The organism is Idiomarina abyssalis (assembly GCF_900116625.1).
GTDB lineage: Bacteria > Pseudomonadota > Gammaproteobacteria > Enterobacterales > Alteromonadaceae > Idiomarina > Idiomarina abyssalis.
The window spans coordinates 163609-184834 of record NZ_FPBE01000001.1 but is presented as its reverse complement, the minus strand read 5'-3'; the positions used below and the strand labels follow the sequence as shown (position 1 = coordinate 184834).

Below are 21226 nucleotides of genomic sequence, written 5' to 3'. Positions count from 1 at the left end.
TGTTACGCTTTAGTGTCGACACCAGAGCTCGAGTTACGCGCAACCATCACCATCGCTGGGCGCAACAAGCGTCCATTCAGCTCGTAGCCTTTTTGCATAACTGCCATAATCGTGTTGTTAGGGTGTTCCTCCGACTCCTGCATCGACATAGCCTGATGCTGATCGGGATTAAAGGCTTCGCCTTCTTCACCTATGGCTTTAACGCCGAATTTTTCAAGCGTTGAAGTTAAGCTTTTGTAGGTCAGCTCTATACCTTCCACAAAATTTTTGTTCGCTTCGTCTTCTTTATCAGCCAGCTGTAAAGCACGCTCTAAGTTATCTACCGAAGTCAGTATCTCGTTAGCGAACTTTTCCAGCGCGAACTTATGTGCCTTTTCAACATCCTGACTAGCTCGGCGACGAACATTTTCCATTTCAGCCTGTGTGCGAAGCACCGAGTCACGCTGATCATTCACTTTTGCTTCAGCTTTACTCAGCGCAAGCTCTAGCTCAGCAATGCGATCGGTTTGCTCAGACGACTGACCTGCTGTTTCAGCCTCATCAGCAGTTACATCCTGCTGCAACGCATCTTCCGCCGCTTGCGCGGCTTCCTGCTCAGCTTTCTGCTGCTCTACTGTCGGTTCGTTAGCCGCTTCAGCTTTTTGTTTAGAATCGTTTTTGTCGGTCATAAGTGACTCTCTTTAACCAGTTTTAAATTAAGGTTGCCAAGTTAATGGGGGCAAGTTTTTTTCTTTCAAGGGGATTTCTCTCACTTGATAAATTTTCTTGCTCATCGTAGCGTAACCACAAGACCGCATAAGGATCCTGTGAATGAGTGCTTTTAAAAAAATTGGATTGCTTGGAAAAGCCAATGATCGTGGTACCCAGTTAACCTTAGAAACAATTACTACCGCTTTAATCCATCGCGGATTCAGTCTATGCCTGGAAACCCGCACGGCCGAACAGCTGGCCTTACCAGAGCAAGTTGAAACACTCAGTCTTCAGGACTTAGGGGAATGGGCGGAAATTGCCATTGTCGTTGGCGGCGACGGCAATATGCTGGGGGCTGCCAGAGCCTTGTGCGAACATAACGTTGGTGTCATCGGTGTTAACCGGGGCAATTTAGGTTTTCTGACCGATTTGGATCCAGATGAAGTTATGACTCCCCTACTTGCCGTTTTAAACGGGGACTACCACGTTGAAGAGCGCTTTCTGCTCTCAGCGGAAGTCATTAGTAATGGAGAGTCATCCGGCACCGGTCGTGCAATTAATGAAATAGTACTGCACTCAGACAAAGTCGCTCACATGATAGAGTTCGAACTTTATGTCGATGATCACTTTGTCTTCAGCCAACGCTCAGATGGATTAATTTGCGCAACACCAACAGGTTCTACCGCTTATTCACTCTCCGGTGGTGGCCCCATTTTACACCCCGGCCTTGACGCCATGACGCTGGTACCAATGTTCCCGCACACCTTAAGTAGTCGACCAATCGTTGTTGACGGCAACAGTGAAGTCCGTCTTAAAGCCGCTTATGATAACGACTTACTTCAGATCAGTTGCGATGGTCACGCCCGAATGACGGTGCATCCCGGTGATGATGTCATTATTAAAAAATACGCTAAAACTTTAAGAATGATTCATCCGATAGACCACAATTATTACCATGTATTGCGTAACAAGCTGGGCTGGGGTAGCCGGCTTTTTTAATTCGCAAACTTGCATTTTTCAAAGACTACTGTATAAATACTGTATAACCTGTACATATCAACAGTATTGGAGCGAAGGCTATGTTATCGCAATTAACTGTTCGCAACTTTGCCGTCGTTAAGTCTTTAGACATTGAATTTCATAACGGCATGACTGCCATCACCGGCGAAACGGGTGCCGGTAAATCAATAGCTTTAGATGCGCTAAGCCTATGTCTGGGCAGTAGAGCCGACGCAAACTGGGTCCGCCCGGGGCAAGAGAAAGCGGAAATCTCTGCCGTTTTTACACTTGAAGCCGACAGCCCCGCATACCAATGGTTAATAAGCAACGAATTTGAAGCCGACGAAGACTGCGTATTACGCCGGGTTATTCAGCGCGATGGCCGCTCTAAAGCCTGGATAAACGGAACTCCTGTTCCTTTGAGTCAACAAAAATCTCTGGCTCCCTTGTTGGTAAACATTCACGGGCAGCACGAACACCAGCTGCTACTAAAAGAAGATCACCAGTTAAGTCTGTTGGACAGTTATGCTCGTCATCAGCATTTTCTGGATAAAGTCCAGGAAGATTATCGAAATTGGGCTTCTGTCGAAAAACAGTATCAACATTATCAGCAACAAAAAGAAGAACTGGAAGCTCAGCGTCAGCTTCTTGAGTATCAAGTCAATGAATTAAATGAGTTTGCCCTAACTGATGGTGAGTTTGAGGAACTGGATCAAAAACACAAGCGTTTGAGCAACAGTAAGGTTTTGCTTGAGGTTGGCGTATTTGCTTTAAACGCACTTTATGAAGGCGAACATAATAATGCAGCCGGCTTAGTTCAGTCAGCAAGCCAAAGGCTTGAGGAAGCTGCAGAAATGGATACAGCTCTCACCCCCATTAATCAGTTACTGCAACAGGCCAAAGTACATATTGAAGAAGCGGCTCTGGAGTTAAGGCAATATCAGGATGACCTGGAGCTGGACCCCGGTGAGCTCCAAGTAGTTGAAGAACGTTTAAGTACCGCTATTAACCTTGCTAAAAAACATCAAATACCCGGTGCAGAGTTAAGTCAGCAGCACAAAAAACTTATCGCTGAATTAAATAGTCTGGAGCAAGCCGGCGAGCACGCAGAGCAACTTGATGAAGAAAGACAGCAGGCCCGTAAAACCTATCGGGATAGCGCGCAAAAGCTCTCCAATAGTCGCGAACAGGCGGCAAAAGAATTAAGCCAGAAAATCAGCCAGTCTATGCATGAACTTAATATGCCACACGGGCGTTTCGTCATTCAGGTAGAGCATGATGCCAGCGCACGGGCGACTCGCTTAGGTACAGATCAAGTCGACTTTCTCGTAACAACGAACCCTGGGCAACCAATACAATCATTGAATAAAGTCGCCTCTGGTGGTGAACTTTCAAGAATAAGCCTTGCCATACAGGTCATGACGGCGACTCAGAAGACGGTACCCACCATGATGTTTGATGAAGTTGATGTTGGTGTCAGCGGGCCTACAGCAGCTATCGTCGGCTCTATGCTTCAAAAGCTGGGGAAAACGTCACAAGTTATTTGTGTCACTCATTTACCTCAGGTTGCTGCAAAAGCTCACCACCAGCTACAGGTGAGTAAGACAACAGATGGTGCGGAGACAGAGACGGCGGTTACAGCATTATCAAATGAGCAGCGAGTTATTGAATTGGCACGGCTACTCGGTGGCGACAAAGTGACTGACATGGCAAAAGCGAATGCTAAAGAGTTACTCGCCAGTTAAATTCGTTCTATGCTGGCGTTCGATGAAGTCATTGTTTATCATCAACGCCAATACAATCAATTATGATTAATTTTAATAGGTATTTCATGTCAAGATTTGTAGTTTTGCTGGTTGCCATTATTGGCTTAAGTGGCTGTTCGTTGCTCGATAAAATGGTATATCGTATTGATATTCCCCAGGGAAATTATCTGGAGCAAGAAGATGTCGATAAATTACGCGTAGGAATGACCGAAGAACAAGTTATTTTCGTATTAGGAAACCCGGTTGCTGAGAACAGTTTTGATTCTGACCGTTGGGTATATCTCTACAATATGGATCCAAATTCTGGCAAAGATTTCCGCAAAAAATTGGTATTAACCTTTAACAACAAGCAGCTGCAGGATTTTAAAGGTGATTTTGATAAACCAGAAAACTTTGAGCAGCCACTGGATCAATAACTCGATTTAGAATTCATATCAGGGAGAATTATGGCGAACTCTTCACTCACTGATGAGGTCGTCCGTGTTGTCCGCAGTTCTGGAGACAAACGAGACTATCAACACCTGACACTGTCCAACCAACTTAAGGTGTTGTTGGTTCATTGTCCTGATAGCCCCAAAGCTGCGGCTTCTATCGCCGTCAACGCCGGTCACTTCGATGATCCAGACCATACTCAAGGGTTAGCCCACTTTCTGGAACACATGCTATTTTTAGGCAGCCGAGCCTTCCCTGAGCCCTCTGCTTTTGGCCACTTTCTCAACTTGCATGGTGGGCAGCACAACGCCTGGACAGGTACTGAGTTTTCTAACTTTCATTTTGATTGCAATGCTAACGCCTTATCACGTTCGTTAGAGTTTTTTGCCTCAATGTTGAAAGAGCCGTTACTGTCCGATAACTGGATAGATAAAGAAATTCAGTCAATTGAGTCTGAATTCCGTTTAAAGCAAAATGATGAACTCCGTCGTCTTTATCAGGTTCATAAAGTTACGGCTAACCCTGAACATCCGTTTAGCCAGTTTTCCGTAGGTAACCTTAATACACTCAAAAATGACAAGCACGGCAGTTTAAAAAGTAAACTGAAAGCCTTTTTTAACGAACATTATGTTGCTCAAAGAATGCGTCTGGTCATTGCCGGACCGCAGTCGCTTGATGAGCTAACTCGGCTAGCGCAACAATACTTTTCTGATATTAAGCAGGAAAGCGGCCCCAAAGAGCCAATTACAGCTCCTCTTTATCTTAATGAGCAGAAAGGTGTATGGATTAAAGTAAAGCCTATCAAGGTAGCCTACCGGCTTATTCTGACCTTGCCTTTACCCAGTATTGACGAAGATTACCCTCATAAGACCACCAGTTTTATCGCTCACTTATTAGGTTACGAAGGCCCTGGAAGCCTGTTTAATGCGTTACGTTCAAAAGGCTGGGTTAACTCTCTCTCTGCTGGTGGCGGAATCAGTGGCAGTAACTTTAAAGATTTTAATATTAACTTACAGCTGACAAGCTCTGGCCGCCGTAATGCCAGTCATATCGTGCAATGGATTTTTGCGTATATTCGAAAAATAGAAGCGGAAGGTGTTATTGACTGGCGCTATGAAGAGCGCCGTATAACAACGGAAATGAGCTTTCTTTATCAGGAGCCCACCCCGGTTGGCGAATTAGCTAATCAGCTCTCCGTTAACGCTTTTCATTATAAACAGGAAGATGCGCTCTACGGTGATTACCGTATGGACGGATTGAATCACGTCTACGCAAAGCGGTTATTGCAAGAAATGACGGCACAAAATGCCCGTATTACCTTAGTTGCTCCTGATGTTGAGACTGATCGAGTCGCACCTATTTATAATACAGAGTACGCCATAGAAGCAATTAGTCAGCTTCAGCACCAGCTGTTTTCATCAACGCCCGAAAACTTTTGCTGCGGCTTACCCAAACCTAACCGTTTCCTCAACTCACGATTTGCTCCATTAGAGCTGGAAGCCGGTGGTTCCCTGCCAAACTTGATTGAAGATAGCCCTCAACTCCAGTTATGGCACTTACAGGATCGTGACTTCAGAGTTCCTAAAGGGCATATTTATCTTTCATTAAAATTACCGGCCGTCACCAACTCGGCCTTTAATTTTGCCATTGCCCGCTTATGGTCCGAGTTAATGATAGACGCCTTAAATGATGACCTTTACGATGCAGAAGTCGCAGGGTTACATTTTAATATATACCCAACCCAAAGCGGCATTACCATTCATACAACGGGCTTGTCGGCAGGGCAAATTCCTTTGATGCAGCACCTTATTGAGCGCGCTTTAAAAACGCGTTTTGCAAGACGCAGATGGCACGATCTTAAGCAGAGCCTTTTAAGTAACTGGCACTCCGCCCATCAGAACCAACCTTTGAATAAACTCTTTGCTGAGCTCAACCAGCAACTGCAATTCGGTTTGTTCAGGCTGCACGATTTAGCCTGTGAGCTAGAGCCGGTCTCTTTTCGTCAATTTACGGTTGAAATCGCTAAGTTATTTTCCCCTGTTCATGTTACCGCGTTTGCACACGGCGACTGGAAAAAAGAAAACGCTTTACAGCTTGGGCAGCTTATTAAGTCTAATTTACCTAGTTCGAGAAGTGCTTCGATTAAGCGGGCTCCCATAAAGCGCATACGGGATTTTGTTTCGCAGCAACTCTTAGTCCCTTCTGAGCATTCAGATACTGCCCTGCTTCTTTACTACCAGGGAAGAGATGACACATCAATGGAACAAATCAGTTTCATGCTTTTACAGCAACTGATTCACCAGTCTGTATTTCAGGAACTAAGAACAGAGCGTCAACTTGGTTATGTTGCAGGCAGTCAGTATTTCCCGGTACAGCGGTTGCCCGGTATTCTCTTCTTCTTACAGTCGCATGAATACAGTGCCGATGAAATTTACCAGGCAATGCAAGAGGTTATCGCTCAACAACTGGAAGACCTTCATAATTTAACCTTAAAAGAATGGCATCACGCGAAATCAGTACTGAGACAACAAATACGAACTATCGATCGAAATTTACGCGTGCGCAGCCAAAGACTCTGGGGGGCAATTCAACTTGCAGATACTGAGTTTAACCGTCAACAAGAGTTATTATCAGCGTTGGAGCACTGTCAGTTAGTCGAATGGCTTGAAAGAATAAGAGAGCGTCTAAGTGACAAAACGCAACTACTGAGACTTCAAACCTAAGCTCAGAGCGAGTAGAATAGCCTTTGACAGTAAGCTGCTCTCTCGTTATCTTAACGATATATTAACAATAAAGAGCTGCTTAAGTAGCCACTCATTAGGTTTCTCGTGATCTTTACTTTTTTTATCAGAACATTACGCTCTGCGCTTTTGCTATGCTTTTTGTTATTACAAAGCTATAGCCCTAATGTTTCTGCACAAGAAACTCCTGATGATTTTACTGTTAAACAATGGTCTTTTTCAGACGGCTTACCTGATAATCATATCTATGATAGTGCTGAAGGCCCCAATGGGTTCTTATGGATTGCAACTGAGGAAGGGCTGAGCCGCTTTGACGGCACTCAATTTTATAATTACTCAGCAACCAATGAACCTGCAACGAATGTGCTCTCGGTTAGCATAAAACAGCTTTTCTTTGATAAATCAGAGTCTCTTTGGCTGAACTCAGAGAAAGGACTGGCTCGACTGTCATTAAAGTCCTTTACACCAGAGATATTTAAACTCCCCGGGTATAAATCAGCGACTCAGTCAGATATCAGCTCGATATCGGAAGATAAAAATGGTCGTTTACTCGTTGCGACAGAACGTTTTATTTACCGCTATAATGCGCAGGCTAATAAGTTTGAACAGCTTAACTTAACTTATAACGCTGAGCCCATTGAGCAGGTTAACTACATCTATTCCGGCAAGCATTGGTATTGGTTAAGTACTGAAAAAGACGGTGTATTCGTTTGGGATGGCTTCTCCAGAGAAGTCTTTTCCCTCAATAAGCAAAATCCTATAACGGAACAAATTCCCGGAAACGAGCTATACTCCGCGTTGCGCTATCAGCAGCAACTCTGGTTGGTAACCAACGTTGGTCTGGTCATATTGAATGACGATTTTCGTTTAGAGCCAATCCCCAATTATCTCAGCGAGTTAAGCGATATCATTAGTATGCGTTTATCAGCCAGTGATGAGATATTGTTCAGTTCAAAGCAAGGTCTTTACAAACTGTCTAATGAGAAACTCACTAAGTTGCATGATATTCCCACTACAAAGACCAGCCAGATTGCCCGGGGAGATATCTTCTCTATATCCAGACATTCAGGACTTTTTCAGATAGAAAGTCCCTTTGCTCCTTCTGCGTTAGCACATACCTTCCGGCATACAGAGAAAACGAAGAACATTGGTTCACCTAAACTGATGCAGCAAGTTACGGCGTCAACCGAAGACAAAAATGGTAACTGGTGGCTGGCGACTAATTTAGGTGTCTTATTTTATGACACACGCGAGAAGGAAATTTCTGAGCTTCACCATTACCCAAACGCAAACATTCAAGTCGCAGAGATAGAGCTTTTTGCGAACTACTTGTATGTTCTGACCACTGAAACTGAAGCGGTTTACCGGTATGACATCCTGGAGAAAAATTGGGAGCAACTGAATGTTGCTAAGCTGTCTTCTCAACCCGCCAGCTTAACTCAGTTTGGCAAGTCTCTGTGGCTGCATACGCAAACAGAAGCAATAGAGATAGGTGAATTTGGTCAGGTTTCTGGTAAACAACTTATTCTCGAAAGCCGTCCACTTTTCCCACACCCGATACATATTGATGTCAAAAAAGTAAATGAAAATAGCTACTTAAATAAGTTCAGCCTGCCATTTTCCAGAGCAAATGAGTATCTTTCTTATCGGTACAAATTAAACAGCGACGAAACTGCGTGGCAGTATCTCGAACAAGGTCAGGATTTTGTACAGCTTTCGTCTCTTCCCTCGGGTAGCCATAGGTTTGAAGTGCAGACGTCTTATGACGGAAGCAACTGGTCTCCTTCCACTTTTAAACAACTCAACGTAATGACTCCGCTTTGGCAGAGCCCTATTGCCTGGGGAGCGTATATAACGGCTATTCTGATGGGCTTAGTCATTTATTGGTTAGTCCGTCGTCAACGTCAGTTAGTATTAGAACAAACGCTTACTCAATACAAAAGGCAAGCACAGGGGCTACAGTCCAGCAACTATCAATGCTGGGAGTGGAATTTAAATTCTGGTGAACTCGTTCGTCAGAATATTTGGCAAAGTTGCCCTGCTTTCCCTATTGATGGGAAGCGAATTGGCTTTTCCGGCGGTCAGTCAAATATTCACCCTGAGGACCTACAGCGCTTACAGAACAGTCTCGATGATCACCTGCAAGGAAAGTCCGAGGTATTTGAATGCACATACAGGCTGGACAACCAGGGAAGTTGGCTTTGGGTAATGGACCGGGGACGATTGCAGAGCGACGGTCAAAATAAAATCATGTATGGCACCTTAAGCGATATCAGCAATCTGGTTAGCTCCGAAGAGCGCATTAATATGCTGGCGTCATCAATTACCAATATTTCTGACGGCATTTGTATTTTTGACCGCTTCTTCCGTAAGCGCGAGGTCAACAACGCGTTCGAACGTATTAGTGGTTTTCAGCGCGAGCAAGTCTTGGGGCAAGCATTAACTTTACCCTGCTACCCTGAAAGTTTTGTGAATCAAATAAAGCGTGCCGTCATAAAAGATGGAACATGGCGTGGTGAAGTTACCGACTTAAAAGCGAATGGTGGTGAGTTCCTGATGGAGCTTACTATGGACGCCGTTCGCGATGATAACGGCGAGGTATCCCTTATTGTTGCTAGCTTCTCTGATATCTCTGAAAGGCGACATACAGAAAATGAACTGCGTCGTCTTTCTAATACGGACACTTTGACCGGGTTACCGAACCGCTCGTATTTCCAGGTCAGCCACTCTAATCTGGTTCGGAAGAAGGTCTCTCATACCTTATTACTCTTTGACCTGGATGATTTCAAAAAGATTAATGATTCTCTAGGTCACGAAATAGGTGATGAGCTTCTCTGCCAGGTTGCTGAACGGTTAATGGATATAGGCCGCAGACAGGATACCCTTTACCGTCTGGGCGGTGATGAGTTTGGCCTCCTTATTGAAGACAGTATCGATATTAATTTAATCGGCGATTTGGGTAATCAAATAAACCTTAAAGTAGCAGAGCCTTATTTAATTCAGGATCAGGAAATTGTCATCGGCAGTTCAATTGGTATTGTTCTTTACCCTCACGACGGCCAGACGTCACAAGAGCTTTTACAGAAAGCCGATATGGCCATGTATCACGCCAAGCAGCGTGGCGGAAACTGCTACCAATTCTTCAGTCAGTCGATGAACGAAAACGCAGTTAAACGACTGAAATTGGAGAATGAACTGAGAGCGGCATTAAAAGCCAATAATATTCGAGTGTATTACCAACCTAAAATTGAAATCAGTTCCGGTCACATTGCCGGCCTTGAGGCCCTGACCCGCATTGAAAGTAGTGACGGCTCTATGATTAACCCAGCGGAGTTTATTCCGTTAGCTGAGGAAACCGGGCTTATAATTCCTTTGGGTGAGGATGTTTTACGTCAGTCCTGCCGTGATATGAAAAAGTTCATGACTTACCCGGGCTCACCAAAAAGTATTGCAATCAATTTGTCAGCTCGTCAGTTCATGCAATCCAGTCTGGCGCTTCAAATTGAGCAAATTTTGCGAGAAGAAGACTTACACCCTCGCCATGTTGAATTCGAAGTCACGGAAGGCATGGTAATGAGTGACCCTGAACGCGCAATTACGATGATGGAAAACTTATCCGATATGGGCGTCAAACTGGCACTGGATGACTTCGGAACAGGTTATTCGTCACTGTCTTACCTAAAGCGTTTTCCAATGAACAGTCTTAAGGTCGACAAGGCCTTTGTCGATGACATTACTGTTAACGACAAAGACCGTAATATGGTTGCTTCTATCATCGCTATGGCTCATAACCTGGGGTTAAAAGTGGTTGCAGAAGGGGTTGAAACAAAAGCTCAGTTGCAGACATTAAAAAGCCTCAAATGCGAATACATTCAAGGCTTTTATTATGCGAAGCCTATGCCGGCTGACGCATTAATTGAATTTATTGAGCAGCACAACAACGTTGCTGCTCAGGTATAAATCTCAGCTTGGTTCTATCCGTTACTGATAAAAACTCCAGCCGTTCTCCACCATCTGTTTAAGTAACGGTGCCGGGGTATATCGCTCACCTCTTTCCGAGGCTAGCTTCTCAAGCTTGTTCACTATTGTTTCAAGGCCCTGACTGTCCATATAACGGAAAGGACCGCCCAGGAAAGGTGGGAACCCAATGCCAAAAATTGCACCAATATCACCGTCACGCGGACTGCGGATGATCTCTTCCTGCAGGCAGTAAGCCGCCTCATTCAGCATCGGTAGCAAGCAAATATCAATAATTTCATCAGCTGACTTACTTTGTTTAGGGTCGATATCTAACAAAGAATAAACTGACGTATCCACCGGTTTGCCTTTCACACCCTTACCGTATTGATAAAAGCCTTTTTGATTCTTCTTGCCCTTGCGGTCATCATCAATCAGCTTTTCAAAAGCATCAGGCGCTTCAAAGCGATCACCCAGTTCTTTCACCAAAACCGGCGCCACTTTTGCCGCAACGTCGATACCTACTTCATCAAGTAAAGTTATAGGGCCTACCGGAAAACCAAATTTCACAAGGGTTTTATCCAGGTGCTCAATAGGTTCGCCAGCTAACAGCAGGCGCGCCGCTTCGTTCATGTATGGCGCCAGAATACGGTTAACATAGAACCCGGCACCGTCTTTTACCACAATAGGTGTTTTCCCCTGCTTTTTAGCCAGGGATACTGTAGTGGCAATGGTTTTATCCGATGTACCTGAGTGCGTAATAATTTCTGCCAATGGCATTTTATCCACCGGAGAAAAATAGTGAAGACCAATTACCTGCTCTGGGCGCTTCGCCGTAGCGGCTATTTGGGTAATAGGCAGCGAGCTGGTGTTGGTTGCAAAAATAGTCGACTCAGCGGCGTGCTCTTCCACGTCAGCAACCATCTTTTGCTTCAGATTAAGATCTTCAAAAACCGCTTCAATAACCACGTCGGTGCGCTCAAACCCGCTATAGTCAAGTGAACCACTCAACATCAACATAGTCTTTTCAAGCTCTGCACGGCGCATATGACGGCGCTTAACCTTCTTGTTCAGGCGCTCATAGCTGTAGTGTAAAGCGTTGCTAATTCCGTCTTCGCTAATGTCTTTTATGCGCGCCGGAATACCCGCTTTAGCCGCGGTGACATAAGCAATACCTCCACCCATTAAACCACCGCCTAAGACACCAACCCGTTTTACCGGATCAGGCTCAACCCCGTCTGCGCCGGTTTCCTTCTTCATTTCTGTTGTAGCAAAGAAAATCTGACGCAGTTGATAAGACTCCGGTGTCATTGCCAACTCACCAAAGCTACGGGCTTCTTTGTCTAAACCGGCTTCACGACCGCGCTCAACACCTTCGCGAACTGTCTGAATGATCTTATCAATTGCCGGGTAGTTGCCGTGAGCTTTCTTCTGAGCCTGCTCACCAGCCTTTTTAAAGATAATGTCACGACCAAACCGAGTGGCCTCTAATACCTTACTCATGCCTTTAAGCGGCGGCTTCGTCGACTTAGGCTTGCGCTTCAGCGCGTGCTCTACGGCCACATCTAAAAGAATACTTTGTGGGACAACTTCCGCCACCAGACCAGCTTTTTTAGCCTGCTTAGCACGCAGCTCCTTACCGGTCAGTATCATGGTCAGTCCTTGCTGAACACCAACCAGTTCCGGTAGTCGCTGGGTACCACCGCTGCCCGGCAGCAAGCCTAATTTGACTTCAGGCAGACCTAACGCCGTTTTGCTGTTATCAGTACAAATTCGCACATGACATGCCATGGCTAACTCGAGGCCGCCGCCTAAGCAAGCTCCGTTGATTGCTGCAACCACAGGTACATTCAACTGCTCAATACGATCGAACATAGCCTGCCCTTTTCTTGCCAGACTCTCTGCATCGACCGCGTTTTCGCAGCCATCTATCATGTTAATATCAGCGCCAGCAATAAAAGAGCCGGGCTTGCCACTAATAAACACAACGCCTTTCACTGAATCATCGCTCTCTAAGCGATTCATCAAACTACCAACTTCTTCTGCAAATGAGTCTTTTAAGGTATTCATTGACTCACCAGGGACGTCTATTGTAACTACTGCAACTCCGTCGTCCCTCACTTCCATAGTGAATGCTTTATCCTGACTCATTATTCTGTCTCCACAATCATTGCTGCACCTAAACCACCAGCGGCACATGCTGTCGTTAAACCAACACCTCCACCGCGACGGCGCAATTCATTCAAAGTTTGCGTGATCATTCTGGTACCGGTGGCGGCAAATGGATGACCATAAGCAATGGAGCCGCCCAGCACGTTAAATTTATCCATATCGATTTCACCAATGGCTTTATCACGACCCAGCTTATCTTTCGCAAACTTGTCGCTCGCAAACATTTTCATGTTCGCCAAGGTTTGCGCTGCGAACGCTTCATGCATATCGATAAGATCCAAGTCGTTAAGCGTCATGCCTGCACGGTCAAGCGCAACCGGTGTTGAATAGGACGGTCCCATCAGCATATCTTCTTCAACCTGCAAAGCGGCAAAAGCGTAGCTGCGTAAATAGCCCAACACTGGTAAACCAAGCTCTTTAGCCCGGCTTTCAGTCATCATCAGGACTGCTGAAGCACCATCCGTTAAAGGTGTGCTGTTTGCGGCAGTTACTGACCCATGCTTGCGATCAAACACCGGTTTCAATTTAGCCAGTTTATCGACCTGACTTTCGCCACGAATATTATTATCGCGACTTAAATGCTTTTTATAAGGCTCAGGGTAAGCAGTCATCACTTCGTCACTTAACCAGCCAGCCTCCCAGGCAGCATGAGCTTTTTGGTGAGACCTTACCGTTAGCTCATCTTGGTCTGCGCGGCTAATATTATGCGTTTTTGCCATTTGCTCCGCAGTATCACCCATACTAAGGCCGGTACTGTATTCAGCAATAGCAGGTGGTACGGGTAACAAATCTTTAAAGCCCAGACGCTTCAGGATAGACAACCGCTGCCCCAGAGTTTTCGCTTTGTTCAAATCAACCAAAGCTCTGGCCAGACGTTTGCTCACGCCAATAGGTAATACAGACGACGAGTCCGCACCACCAGCTATACCACCACGGATATGTCCAACGACCATTGCTTCAGCAATATTTACCGCAGATTGAAAACTCGTAGCGCAAGCTCGGGAGATACTATAAGCGTCTGTCTTCACCGGTAAACTTGTACCAAGCACAATTTCACGCGCAATGTTCGGAGCTTCAGGCATCTGGACCACTTGTCCAAATACCAGTTGCTCAACCCATTCAGCTTCAATGCCGGTTTTATTGACAAGTTCCTGAACCACCATCTTTCCAAGATCGACGGCCGGAACCCCATGAAAATCTGTTGCCTGCTTAGCAAATGGCGTTCTTAAGCCTGCTACAAAGGCAATTCGTTCACCATTAACGGTTAGCAAGCGTTGCGCTGCTGTCATAATAATTCCTCACTTCGTAAACCAATACTGGTCTGACCACAAATTATGTTACAAATTCTAGCCCGTAATAGAGCAGATTAAAACCACCGTTTTCGGTAAAGTATGCTGTATAGATTGAAAATTCGGAACAAAGGCAGCATTGTTACTGTCATTGCTATGCGGTACTGACAGCATAGTCAGTTTTCGCCGATAACGACAGCCTGGAGTAAACATGACCGCGACAGCGTTTCAACAGCTACAAAACTATCTCAACCGACAAGTTCTTGGACAGCCAGATTTTACTCAAAATCTGTTAATTGCCGTTCTGGCCGACGGTCACTTACTGGTTGAAGGACCACCCGGCCTTGCCAAAACAAGAGCGGTTCAGGCTTTAGCAAGAGGCATAGAGGGCGACTTTCACCGTGTACAATTCACCCCTGACCTCTTACCGGCCGACTTAACCGGTACCGATATCTTTCGTCCCGAAACTGGACAGTTTGAGTTCCAACAAGGCCCTTTGTTCCATAACCTGATTCTGGCTGATGAAATTAACCGCGCCCCCGCCAAAGTTCAATCGGCTTTATTAGAGGCGATGGCTGAACGGCAGATTACTGTCGGCCAGCGCAGTTATCCACTGTCTGACCTCTTCATGGTTTTAGCCACGCAAAACCCGTTGGAGCAAGAAGGCACATACCCTCTTCCAGAAGCACAACTGGACAGATTTTTGCTGCATTTGAAACTGGACTATCCCGATGCTGAAACAGAACAACAAATACTGCGGTTAACTCGCGGGGAAGCGTTATCCGGAGATGTCGACAAGCCAGTGCCTTTAACTCAACAAGACTTATTCAATGCACGCCAGGAAGTTTTGCAACTGTATTTAGATGAGGCCGTCGAGAACTATCTGGTCCAGCTGATTATTGCAACACGACAACCGCAGCGATACGACCAAAACCTGGCTCAATGGATAGGCTATGGTGCCAGCCCTCGTGCCACCATTGCTCTTGAGCGTTGTGCCAGAGCCAAAGCCTGGCTCGATGGTCGCGACTTCGTAACGCCTGACGATGTTATTAGCGTTTTTCATAACGCCTTGCGCCACCGAATCATTCTAAGCTATCAAGCTGAAGCAGACGGTGTGTCGCACGATCAGGTTCTGGACACGATTTTAAAACTTGTACCGGCACCATAATGTTAAAAGCCGAAGTAGAACAATGGCTAAAACAATTGCATTGTGACGGAATCAGCCCCGGCATTCATGAGCTGCTGTATTATCGCAGTAAAATAAATGCGTTCGCCCGTCATCATAAAAGCCTTCCGCGCTCAAGCCAGACTGGGCCACTGCTCAGTAAAAGTCGCGGCAGAGGTATGGAGTTTGATGAAGTACGGCATTACCAGCCCGGTGATGACATCCGCTCTATTGACTGGCGAGTTACCGCCCGAACCGGTAAAGCACACACTAAGCTTTACCGGGAAGAGAAAGAGCGCCCTGTATTTATTTGGGTCGACCTACCTTTGACTCAATTTTTCGGTAGTCAGTTTATTTTTAAATCAGTGCAAGCTTGTCACCTGGCTGCCGCTCTTGCCTGGCAAGCCCAGCATAAAGGCGACCGCATTGGCGGCTTAGTGGGTAATGGTTGGTTGCATCAGGAGCTCAAGCCCGTTGCCCGCCAAAAAGGCGTTTTACGCTTATGTCATGCACTGCTTGAAGTTCACGGCGACAGCTTTACGCGTTGGAAAAACAAAGAAAAACAGAAACCGAATGCGCTTGAAGAAAATTTAAAGCGTTTACGACAGTTAGTTAAGCCCGGCAGTACCATTTATGTCATTAGTGACTTTTATGGTGCCAGCGAAAACTTTCTGGATGGCTTACGCGTTCTCTCTCAACACAATTCGGTTCGCTGTTTTTCAGTTTATGACCCCATGGAGCATGAGTTACCTGAAGGTTATTCATCTCATCCATTGGCTATCACAGATGGCCAGCAGCAAATTAATGTGAACCTGGCTAACACCCAGCAAAGAGCAACTTATCACCAGGCAGCACTCAAGCGCTGGCAAAGTATTCAAGAAGCGTTCCGTAAGCGCAAACTGTCATTAACCTCAGTATCAAGTGCCCTGCCACTAGAGCAACAATGGACGGAGGTGACCTGATGCAGCAGCCGTCTTTAAAGCAGCTTAATGACATCATTGAACCAGGTCAGGCTGGCTGGTGGCCCCCCTCCTGGCTAACTATCGCTGTAGTAGCAACCCTACTGGCAGGTGTGTTGGTGCTAGCGACCGTTCTGTTTCGCCGCTGGCAAAAGTCCAAAGTACGTAAAGCAGCAATGAAACAGTTATTACAGCAAAAAGATGCAAATATCGAACAAATAACGGTGCTGCTTAAACGAGCGGCACTGGCGTATTATCCTCGCGAACTTGTCGCTACGAAACACAGCCGCACTTGGCTCGTTTTTCTACTGGCGCCCTTATCCAATAATGAAAGGGCATCTTTTGAACCTTTGCTTCAACAAGCCGATAAAAACTTTTACGGTACTGAAGACAATGATTTCAATCAAAATTACTACCAACTTGCTCGCCTTTGGCTGAGTAAGGACTTGAGCAAACAACCGGGAGTCAGTGATGTTTGAATTTGACTGGCCATGGATGTTTCTTTTATTACCCTTACCTTTTATTGTTTGGAAGTGGTTACCGCCTGTTCGTAAGAACCGTTCAGCCATAAGACTCCCCAGCACTTATGGTCTTGCAGAAAGCAGCCCGGGTTCTGGCAGACGCTGGTTATGGCTTTCCCTTATGAGTTTATGTTGGCTGATGCTAATAGCAGCTGTTGCTAAACCACAATGGTTAGGCGAACCACTCGCGGTTCGTGCAGAAGGCCGCGAAATAATGCTGGCTGTCGATTTATCCGGCAGTATGGAAATTGCCGATATGCAGCTTGACGGACGTTCCGTCGACCGCTTAACCATGGTTAAGCACGTACTCAGTGACTTTATTGCGCGTCGTGAAGGCGACCGACTAGGCTTGATTCTTTTTGCCGATACAGCCTATTTACAGACTCCAATGACTTACGACCGTAATACCGTAAAGCAAATGTTGAATGAATCTGTACTGGGTTTAGTCGGAGAGCGCACAGCAATCGGTGACGCTATTGCTCTGTCTGTTAAGCGTTTTCGGGACGACGACGAGTCAAATAGAGTATTAGTTTTACTAACGGATGGTCAGAATACGGCCGGTAACCTGACTCCGGAGCAGGCGCTTGAACTTGCTCAAGCTTACGATGTTACGATTTATCCAATTGCCGTTGGAGCCGAAGAGGTGGTAGTGGACAGCTTTTTCGGACAACGACGGGTCAATCCCAGCCGAGATCTGGACGTTCCGCTGATGCAAAGTATTGCTAAGCAAACCGGTGGTAAATACTTCCGGGCCCGCAGCACTGACGAGCTTGAGGATATCTATCAACGACTTGACCAACTGGAGCCTATTGCTGGCGACCCACAACAACTTAGACCCAGAGTCAGCCTTTTTTATTGGCCATTGGGTGCAAGCTTTCTTTTATTTATGCTCATTGCTTTGATGCATTACCGCCCCTGGGGGAAAAGTTCATGAGCGAGTTTCATTTATTACGCCCCTGGTGGTTACTGGCATTAATCCCTGTAGGGCTATTATATTGGCGCTTTATTTATAGTCAGGTACATCAAGCTGGCTGGCATCAATGGTTACCCGGGCATTTATCAAAGGTATTGGTAAAGTCGGGATCGAAGCCATCGCTATGGCCGGTTCACCGGTTTCTGATTATTGGTATTTTAGCCACACTCGCACTCTCTGGCCCAACCTGGGAAAGGCTACCACAGCCAGTCTATCAGCTTGAGTCAGGCCAGGTCGTTATTATGGATATGTCTCCTTCACTACTTGCCGATGACATATCCCCTGACCGCCTGACCCGAATGAAGTATAAAGCCATTGACTTAGTACGAGCAGGTCTTGACGGAGATACCGGGCTTATTGCTTACGCCGATGATGCTTTTATCATCAGTCCTCTTACGGCCGACAATCGGAATTTAATGAATTTGATTCCGTCGTTGTCGCCGGAAATCATGCCGGCAGCAGGCAGTGAGCCTTTGCTTGCACTGCAGTTGGCTGATGAGCTATTAAGAAACGCCGGTTACCCACAAGGCGATATTTATTGGCTGACAGACGGTATCACCAGCCGTGATCTCAATCCGTTAAGCAGTTACCTACGTTCAATAGAGCACCGCGTTTCAATATTGGCCGTTGGCACAGAAGAAGGCGCCGCAATACGAGACAGCTCCGGAAGACTCTTAAAAGAGAATAATCAAGTTATCATAGCTAAGACTTATCCATCACGACTGGAGGATTTAGCCTCGATTACTGGTGGTGCATTCTCGTCAGTCACCGCTGACAATCGTGATATTGAGAAACTGATCAATCAGCCTCCGCTTACACGTGAAGGGAAAGACAGCGACGATCAGCAACAAGGCGATGCATGGCGAGATATGGGGCCTTATGTCGCGCTCTTTATTCTTCCTATTATGTTATTAAACTGGCGTCGTAGCGGTCTGTTCAGCCCCATTATGCTCACTATGCTTTTACCACTAGTGAGTTTTAGTCCTGAGCTTCATGCAGCGCAGGAGCCAACCCTTGAGAAGTACTTCCTTAATCAAGAACAACGTGCTCAAAGGTTTTATCAACAAGAGCAATATGAACAAGCCGCCAACCTAAGCAAAGATCCTTTACGGCAAGGGTCAGCCTTATACCGCAATGGTGACTATGAGGCCGCTGCTGATGTGTTTGCTCAACATTCTTCTCCCGAAGCCCAGTACAACTTGGGTAATGCTTTAGCTCAGCAACAGCAATATGATGCGGCCATCGCAGCATACGAAAAGGCTCTGGAGAAAAGACCTGACTGGTCAGAGGCAGTGGAAAACAAGCAGCTGGTCGAGCAGCTAAAAGAACAAGACTCTGATTCATCTGATGGTTCGGGAGAATCATCAGAAAAGTCCGACTCTCAAGACGACGAGTCAAAAAATGACTCGGAACAAAATGGTAACGAGCAAGACCAGCAAAACAACGAGTCCAATAATAACGATGGTCCGCCAGATCCTGGTAAAGATGGTAAGGAAGATGGCCAACCTGAACAGAAAAAAGACCAAAAAGAAGAACCGACTGAAGAAAAAGAACAACAGGATAGCTCTGAAAATGAGGGGGCAGAAAATGATGAAGAGTCCACACAACAACTTCAGGAAAAGGTGAGAGAAGGTGAAATTGATCCTGAAAAGGCACAGCAGCTGGAGCAATGGATGAACCGAGTTCCGGATGACCCGAGTATTCTATTGCGTAACAAAATGCTGTTGGAAAGTCAGCGTCGTCGTCAGCGTAGAGCTTCAGAACCGCAGGGAGAAGATAAAAAATGGTAAGAGTATGGCTACACACTTTTTTCTTGATCAGTCTATTGCTTGTGAGTCAGCTTGCTCGCGCCGATGTTTCCGAAGTTACTGCAACGGTCGACCGGAATCCCGTCACCGCTAACCAGTCGTTTGTGCTGACAGTGACCGTCGACGGTGACGTTGGAAATGACAGCTTCTCCCCATCTAAGTTACTAAAAGACTTTGTCGTCGGAAGAACCTCTGTAAGCCGTCAAACATCAATGATAAACGGCAGACTCAGCAAGCAAACACGGTTTACTACCGTATTAATTCCGCAAGCTGCGGGCGAATACAAAATTCCGGAAATTACCATTGGCGGTGTATCGTCTCAGCCGATAACCATAGAGGTACTGGAAGCCGGAAGCAGTCAGGAAAAAGAACAAGAAACGGCTTTTTTAGAAGCTCAGGTGGATAGCGAGCAAGTTTATCTGCAACAGCCTATTACCTATGTCGCCCGGCTGTTTCTCGCTGCAGACTTAAACAAAGGTAACTTAGTGCCTCCGGAAGCTGAAAATGCAGATGTTCAGCAAATAGGCAGAGATGAAGAAAGTACACAGATGGTTAATGGCCGCCGCTACAAGGTTTATCAGCGGGTTTATCAAATAACGCCCAGCAAATCAGGTCCCTTAAGTATCACTGGGGCACGCTTTGATGGAGAAGTCTTTACCCAGGGACAACGCTCAATATTCTCTTCGTTTTCCAACACTCAGCCCGTTAGCACAATAGCAGAAACAATAGATGTTAACGTCAAACCTGTTCCGGCTAACTGGCAGGGGCATTGGTTACCGAGTGAATTAGTCAGTATCTCTCAGTCGGTTTCACCAGAGCAGGAAACCTACACCGTTGGTGAACCTCTGACTATTTCATACATGTTAACCGCTATTGGCGTAAAGCCAGAGCAACTGCCGGAAATAAAACCTGAGTTTCCAGATACGGTAAGAGTGTACCCTGATGGCGACGAAACCGACCAGTTTACGCGCAACGGTGTTGTTATTTCACAAAAGACCGTCAGCTTCGCAATTGTACCGAATCAACCGGGTCCGCTGAGCATCCCGGCGCTTGAAGTTCCATGGTTCAATACCAAAACGGGGCTGGCAGCCTCAGCTGAAACTGATGACCTGAAGTTTTCAGTCGCTATGGCTGAAGGTATGCAAGCAATCCCTGAGGGAAATCAACCCAGTGGCGCAGCAGCGCCGCAAAAGCAAAGTGCGGAAGAAAAACCGGTTGAACCTGCGAAGCCTTCAGTCGCCCTGGTTTGGTGGCAGCAAAGTTGGTTCGTTGCCCTTTTAGGACTTATTATACTGGCATCGTTAGCTACCAATCTTTTCCTGCTGATGCGTCGCCAATCATTATCAGAAGGTGCGGTAGAAGAGACGTCTAAAACGGCCCACCAGCTCAACAAAGATAAGCTATGGAGAGAGTTTCAACAGGCCTGCAGTAAAAACGATGCCCATGCAGCCCAAATTGCATTGCTTGAATGGGCAAACCGGTATTTTAACCGAACCTTTAATAGTTTAACGGAATTATCTCAGTACCTTTCAATACAAAGCTCCTGTGCTGCTCTCCAAAAGAGTTTGTATCAGCCAGGAAGCAGCAGCTGGCGGGAAGGCAAGAAGCTGTATAAAGACGTTAAGTCCTCTTTAGAGAGGTTATCTGATACGACAGAAGATAATGTCTTACCGGAGCTTTACGGACGCAAATAATACTAACGAAAAACAAAAAAAGCTCAGACTTTCTCAAGTCTGAGCTTTTTTATTTTCGAT

Annotated in this window: 14 protein-coding genes; 11 read left to right on the top strand and 3 right to left on the bottom strand. The window is 46.1% G+C overall.

The features are described from left to right. Positions 1-2: 2 nt before the first annotated feature. On the bottom strand, positions 3-668 hold the full coding sequence (grpE, locus tag BM359_RS00855; protein ID WP_054487024.1) for a nucleotide exchange factor GrpE: 666 nt from the start codon (positions 666-668) through the stop codon (positions 3-5). A gap of 142 nt (positions 669-810) precedes the next feature. Here grpE and nadK point away from each other — a divergent pair, with 142 nt between their 5' ends. The 5 genes from nadK to BM359_RS00830 all read left to right on the top strand — a co-directional run bounded on the left by nadK (position 811) and on the right by BM359_RS00830 (position 10588). Further along, on the top strand, positions 811-1689 hold the full coding sequence (nadK, locus tag BM359_RS00850; protein ID WP_054487022.1) for an NAD(+) kinase: 879 nt from the start codon (positions 811-813) through the stop codon (positions 1687-1689). A gap of 80 nt (positions 1690-1769) precedes the next feature. Next, positions 1770-3434, top strand: coding sequence for a DNA repair protein RecN (recN, locus tag BM359_RS00845; RefSeq protein WP_054487020.1), 1665 nt, complete (start codon positions 1770-1772; stop codon positions 3432-3434). An 86-nt stretch (positions 3435-3520) separates the two neighbouring features. Next, entirely contained in the window at positions 3521-3871 is a 351-nt protein-coding gene (locus tag BM359_RS00840; protein WP_054487018.1) for an outer membrane protein assembly factor BamE, read from the top strand. A 30-nt stretch (positions 3872-3901) separates the two neighbouring features. Next, positions 3902-6610 carry an insulinase family protein gene (locus BM359_RS00835; protein WP_054487016.1) on the top strand — a complete coding sequence of 903 codons (2709 nt, stop codon included), beginning with the start codon at positions 3902-3904 and terminating at the stop codon, positions 6608-6610. 105 nt (positions 6611-6715) lie between these two features. After that, positions 6716-10588 carry an EAL domain-containing protein gene (locus BM359_RS00830; protein WP_234972445.1) on the top strand — a complete coding sequence of 1291 codons (3873 nt, stop codon included), beginning with the start codon at positions 6716-6718 and terminating at the stop codon, positions 10586-10588. 21 nt (positions 10589-10609) lie between these two features. Here BM359_RS00830 and fadJ read toward each other — a convergent pair whose 3' ends face one another. Then, the gene (gene fadJ, locus BM359_RS00825; RefSeq protein ID WP_054487014.1) at positions 10610-12736 is read right to left on the bottom strand and encodes a fatty acid oxidation complex subunit alpha FadJ; all 2127 of its coding nucleotides are present in this window, start codon (positions 12734-12736) and stop codon (positions 10610-10612) included. Beyond that, on the bottom strand, positions 12736-14046 hold the full coding sequence (gene fadI, locus BM359_RS00820; RefSeq protein ID WP_054487011.1) for an acetyl-CoA C-acyltransferase FadI: 1311 nt from the start codon (positions 14044-14046) through the stop codon (positions 12736-12738). Before fadI ends, fadJ begins: the two co-directional genes overlap by 1 nt. 211 nt (positions 14047-14257) lie before the next feature. On the opposite strand from fadI, the gene BM359_RS00815 reads away from it, so the two are divergent. From BM359_RS00815 to BM359_RS00790, 6 genes are read left to right on the top strand one after another with little or no spacing between them, the layout of a single operon-like run. Continuing rightward, positions 14258-15214 carry an AAA family ATPase gene (locus tag BM359_RS00815; RefSeq protein ID WP_054487009.1) on the top strand — a complete coding sequence of 319 codons (957 nt, stop codon included), beginning with the start codon at positions 14258-14260 and terminating at the stop codon, positions 15212-15214. Next, positions 15214-16173 (top strand): DUF58 domain-containing protein, encoded by a 960-nt coding sequence (locus BM359_RS00810; protein ID WP_054487007.1) that lies wholly within the window; start codon positions 15214-15216, stop codon positions 16171-16173. Before BM359_RS00815 ends, BM359_RS00810 begins: the two co-directional genes overlap by 1 nt. Next, on the top strand, positions 16173-16649 hold the full coding sequence (locus tag BM359_RS00805; RefSeq protein ID WP_054487006.1) for a DUF4381 domain-containing protein: 477 nt from the start codon (positions 16173-16175) through the stop codon (positions 16647-16649). The genes BM359_RS00810 and BM359_RS00805 overlap by 1 nt, the downstream gene beginning before the upstream one ends. Continuing rightward, positions 16642-17625, top strand: a complete 984-nt coding sequence (locus tag BM359_RS00800) for a vWA domain-containing protein (protein WP_054487004.1) — start codon at positions 16642-16644, stop codon at positions 17623-17625. Before BM359_RS00805 ends, BM359_RS00800 begins: the two co-directional genes overlap by 8 nt. Next, the gene (locus tag BM359_RS00795; RefSeq protein WP_054487002.1) at positions 17622-19454 is read left to right on the top strand and encodes a vWA domain-containing protein; all 1833 of its coding nucleotides are present in this window, start codon (positions 17622-17624) and stop codon (positions 19452-19454) included. Before BM359_RS00800 ends, BM359_RS00795 begins: the two co-directional genes overlap by 4 nt. Further along, positions 19448-21166 (top strand): BatD family protein, encoded by a 1719-nt coding sequence (locus BM359_RS00790; RefSeq protein WP_054487000.1) that lies wholly within the window; start codon positions 19448-19450, stop codon positions 21164-21166. Before BM359_RS00795 ends, BM359_RS00790 begins: the two co-directional genes overlap by 7 nt. The last annotated feature ends 60 nt before the right edge of the window (positions 21167-21226 follow it).

Excerpts from the sequence above, each read along its gene's own strand:
- BM359_RS00815 (WP_054487009.1), top strand. The coding sequence starts at position 14,258 with ATGACCGCGACAGCGTTTCAACAGCTACAAAACTATCTCAACCGACAA.
- BM359_RS00835 (WP_054487016.1), top strand. The coding sequence starts at position 3,902 with ATGGCGAACTCTTCACTCACTGATGAGGTCGTCCGTGTTGTCCGCAGT.
- BM359_RS00800 (WP_054487004.1), top strand. The coding sequence starts at position 16,642 with ATGTTTGAATTTGACTGGCCATGGATGTTTCTTTTATTACCCTTACCT.
- BM359_RS00840 (WP_054487018.1), top strand. The coding sequence starts at position 3,521 with ATGTCAAGATTTGTAGTTTTGCTGGTTGCCATTATTGGCTTAAGTGGC.
- BM359_RS00790 (WP_054487000.1), top strand. The coding sequence starts at position 19,448 with ATGGTAAGAGTATGGCTACACACTTTTTTCTTGATCAGTCTATTGCTT.
- recN (WP_054487020.1), top strand. The coding sequence starts at position 1,770 with ATGTTATCGCAATTAACTGTTCGCAACTTTGCCGTCGTTAAGTCTTTA.
- fadI (WP_054487011.1), bottom strand. The coding sequence starts at position 14,046 with ATGACAGCAGCGCAACGCTTGCTAACCGTTAATGGTGAACGAATTGCC.
- BM359_RS00805 (WP_054487006.1), top strand. The coding sequence starts at position 16,173 with ATGCAGCAGCCGTCTTTAAAGCAGCTTAATGACATCATTGAACCAGGT.
- grpE (WP_054487024.1), bottom strand. The coding sequence starts at position 668 with ATGACCGACAAAAACGATTCTAAACAAAAAGCTGAAGCGGCTAACGAA.
- BM359_RS00810 (WP_054487007.1), top strand. The coding sequence starts at position 15,214 with ATGTTAAAAGCCGAAGTAGAACAATGGCTAAAACAATTGCATTGTGAC.
- BM359_RS00795 (WP_054487002.1), top strand. The coding sequence starts at position 17,622 with ATGAGCGAGTTTCATTTATTACGCCCCTGGTGGTTACTGGCATTAATC.
- fadJ (WP_054487014.1), bottom strand. The coding sequence starts at position 12,736 with ATGAGTCAGGATAAAGCATTCACTATGGAAGTGAGGGACGACGGAGTT.
- nadK (WP_054487022.1), top strand. The coding sequence starts at position 811 with ATGAGTGCTTTTAAAAAAATTGGATTGCTTGGAAAAGCCAATGATCGT.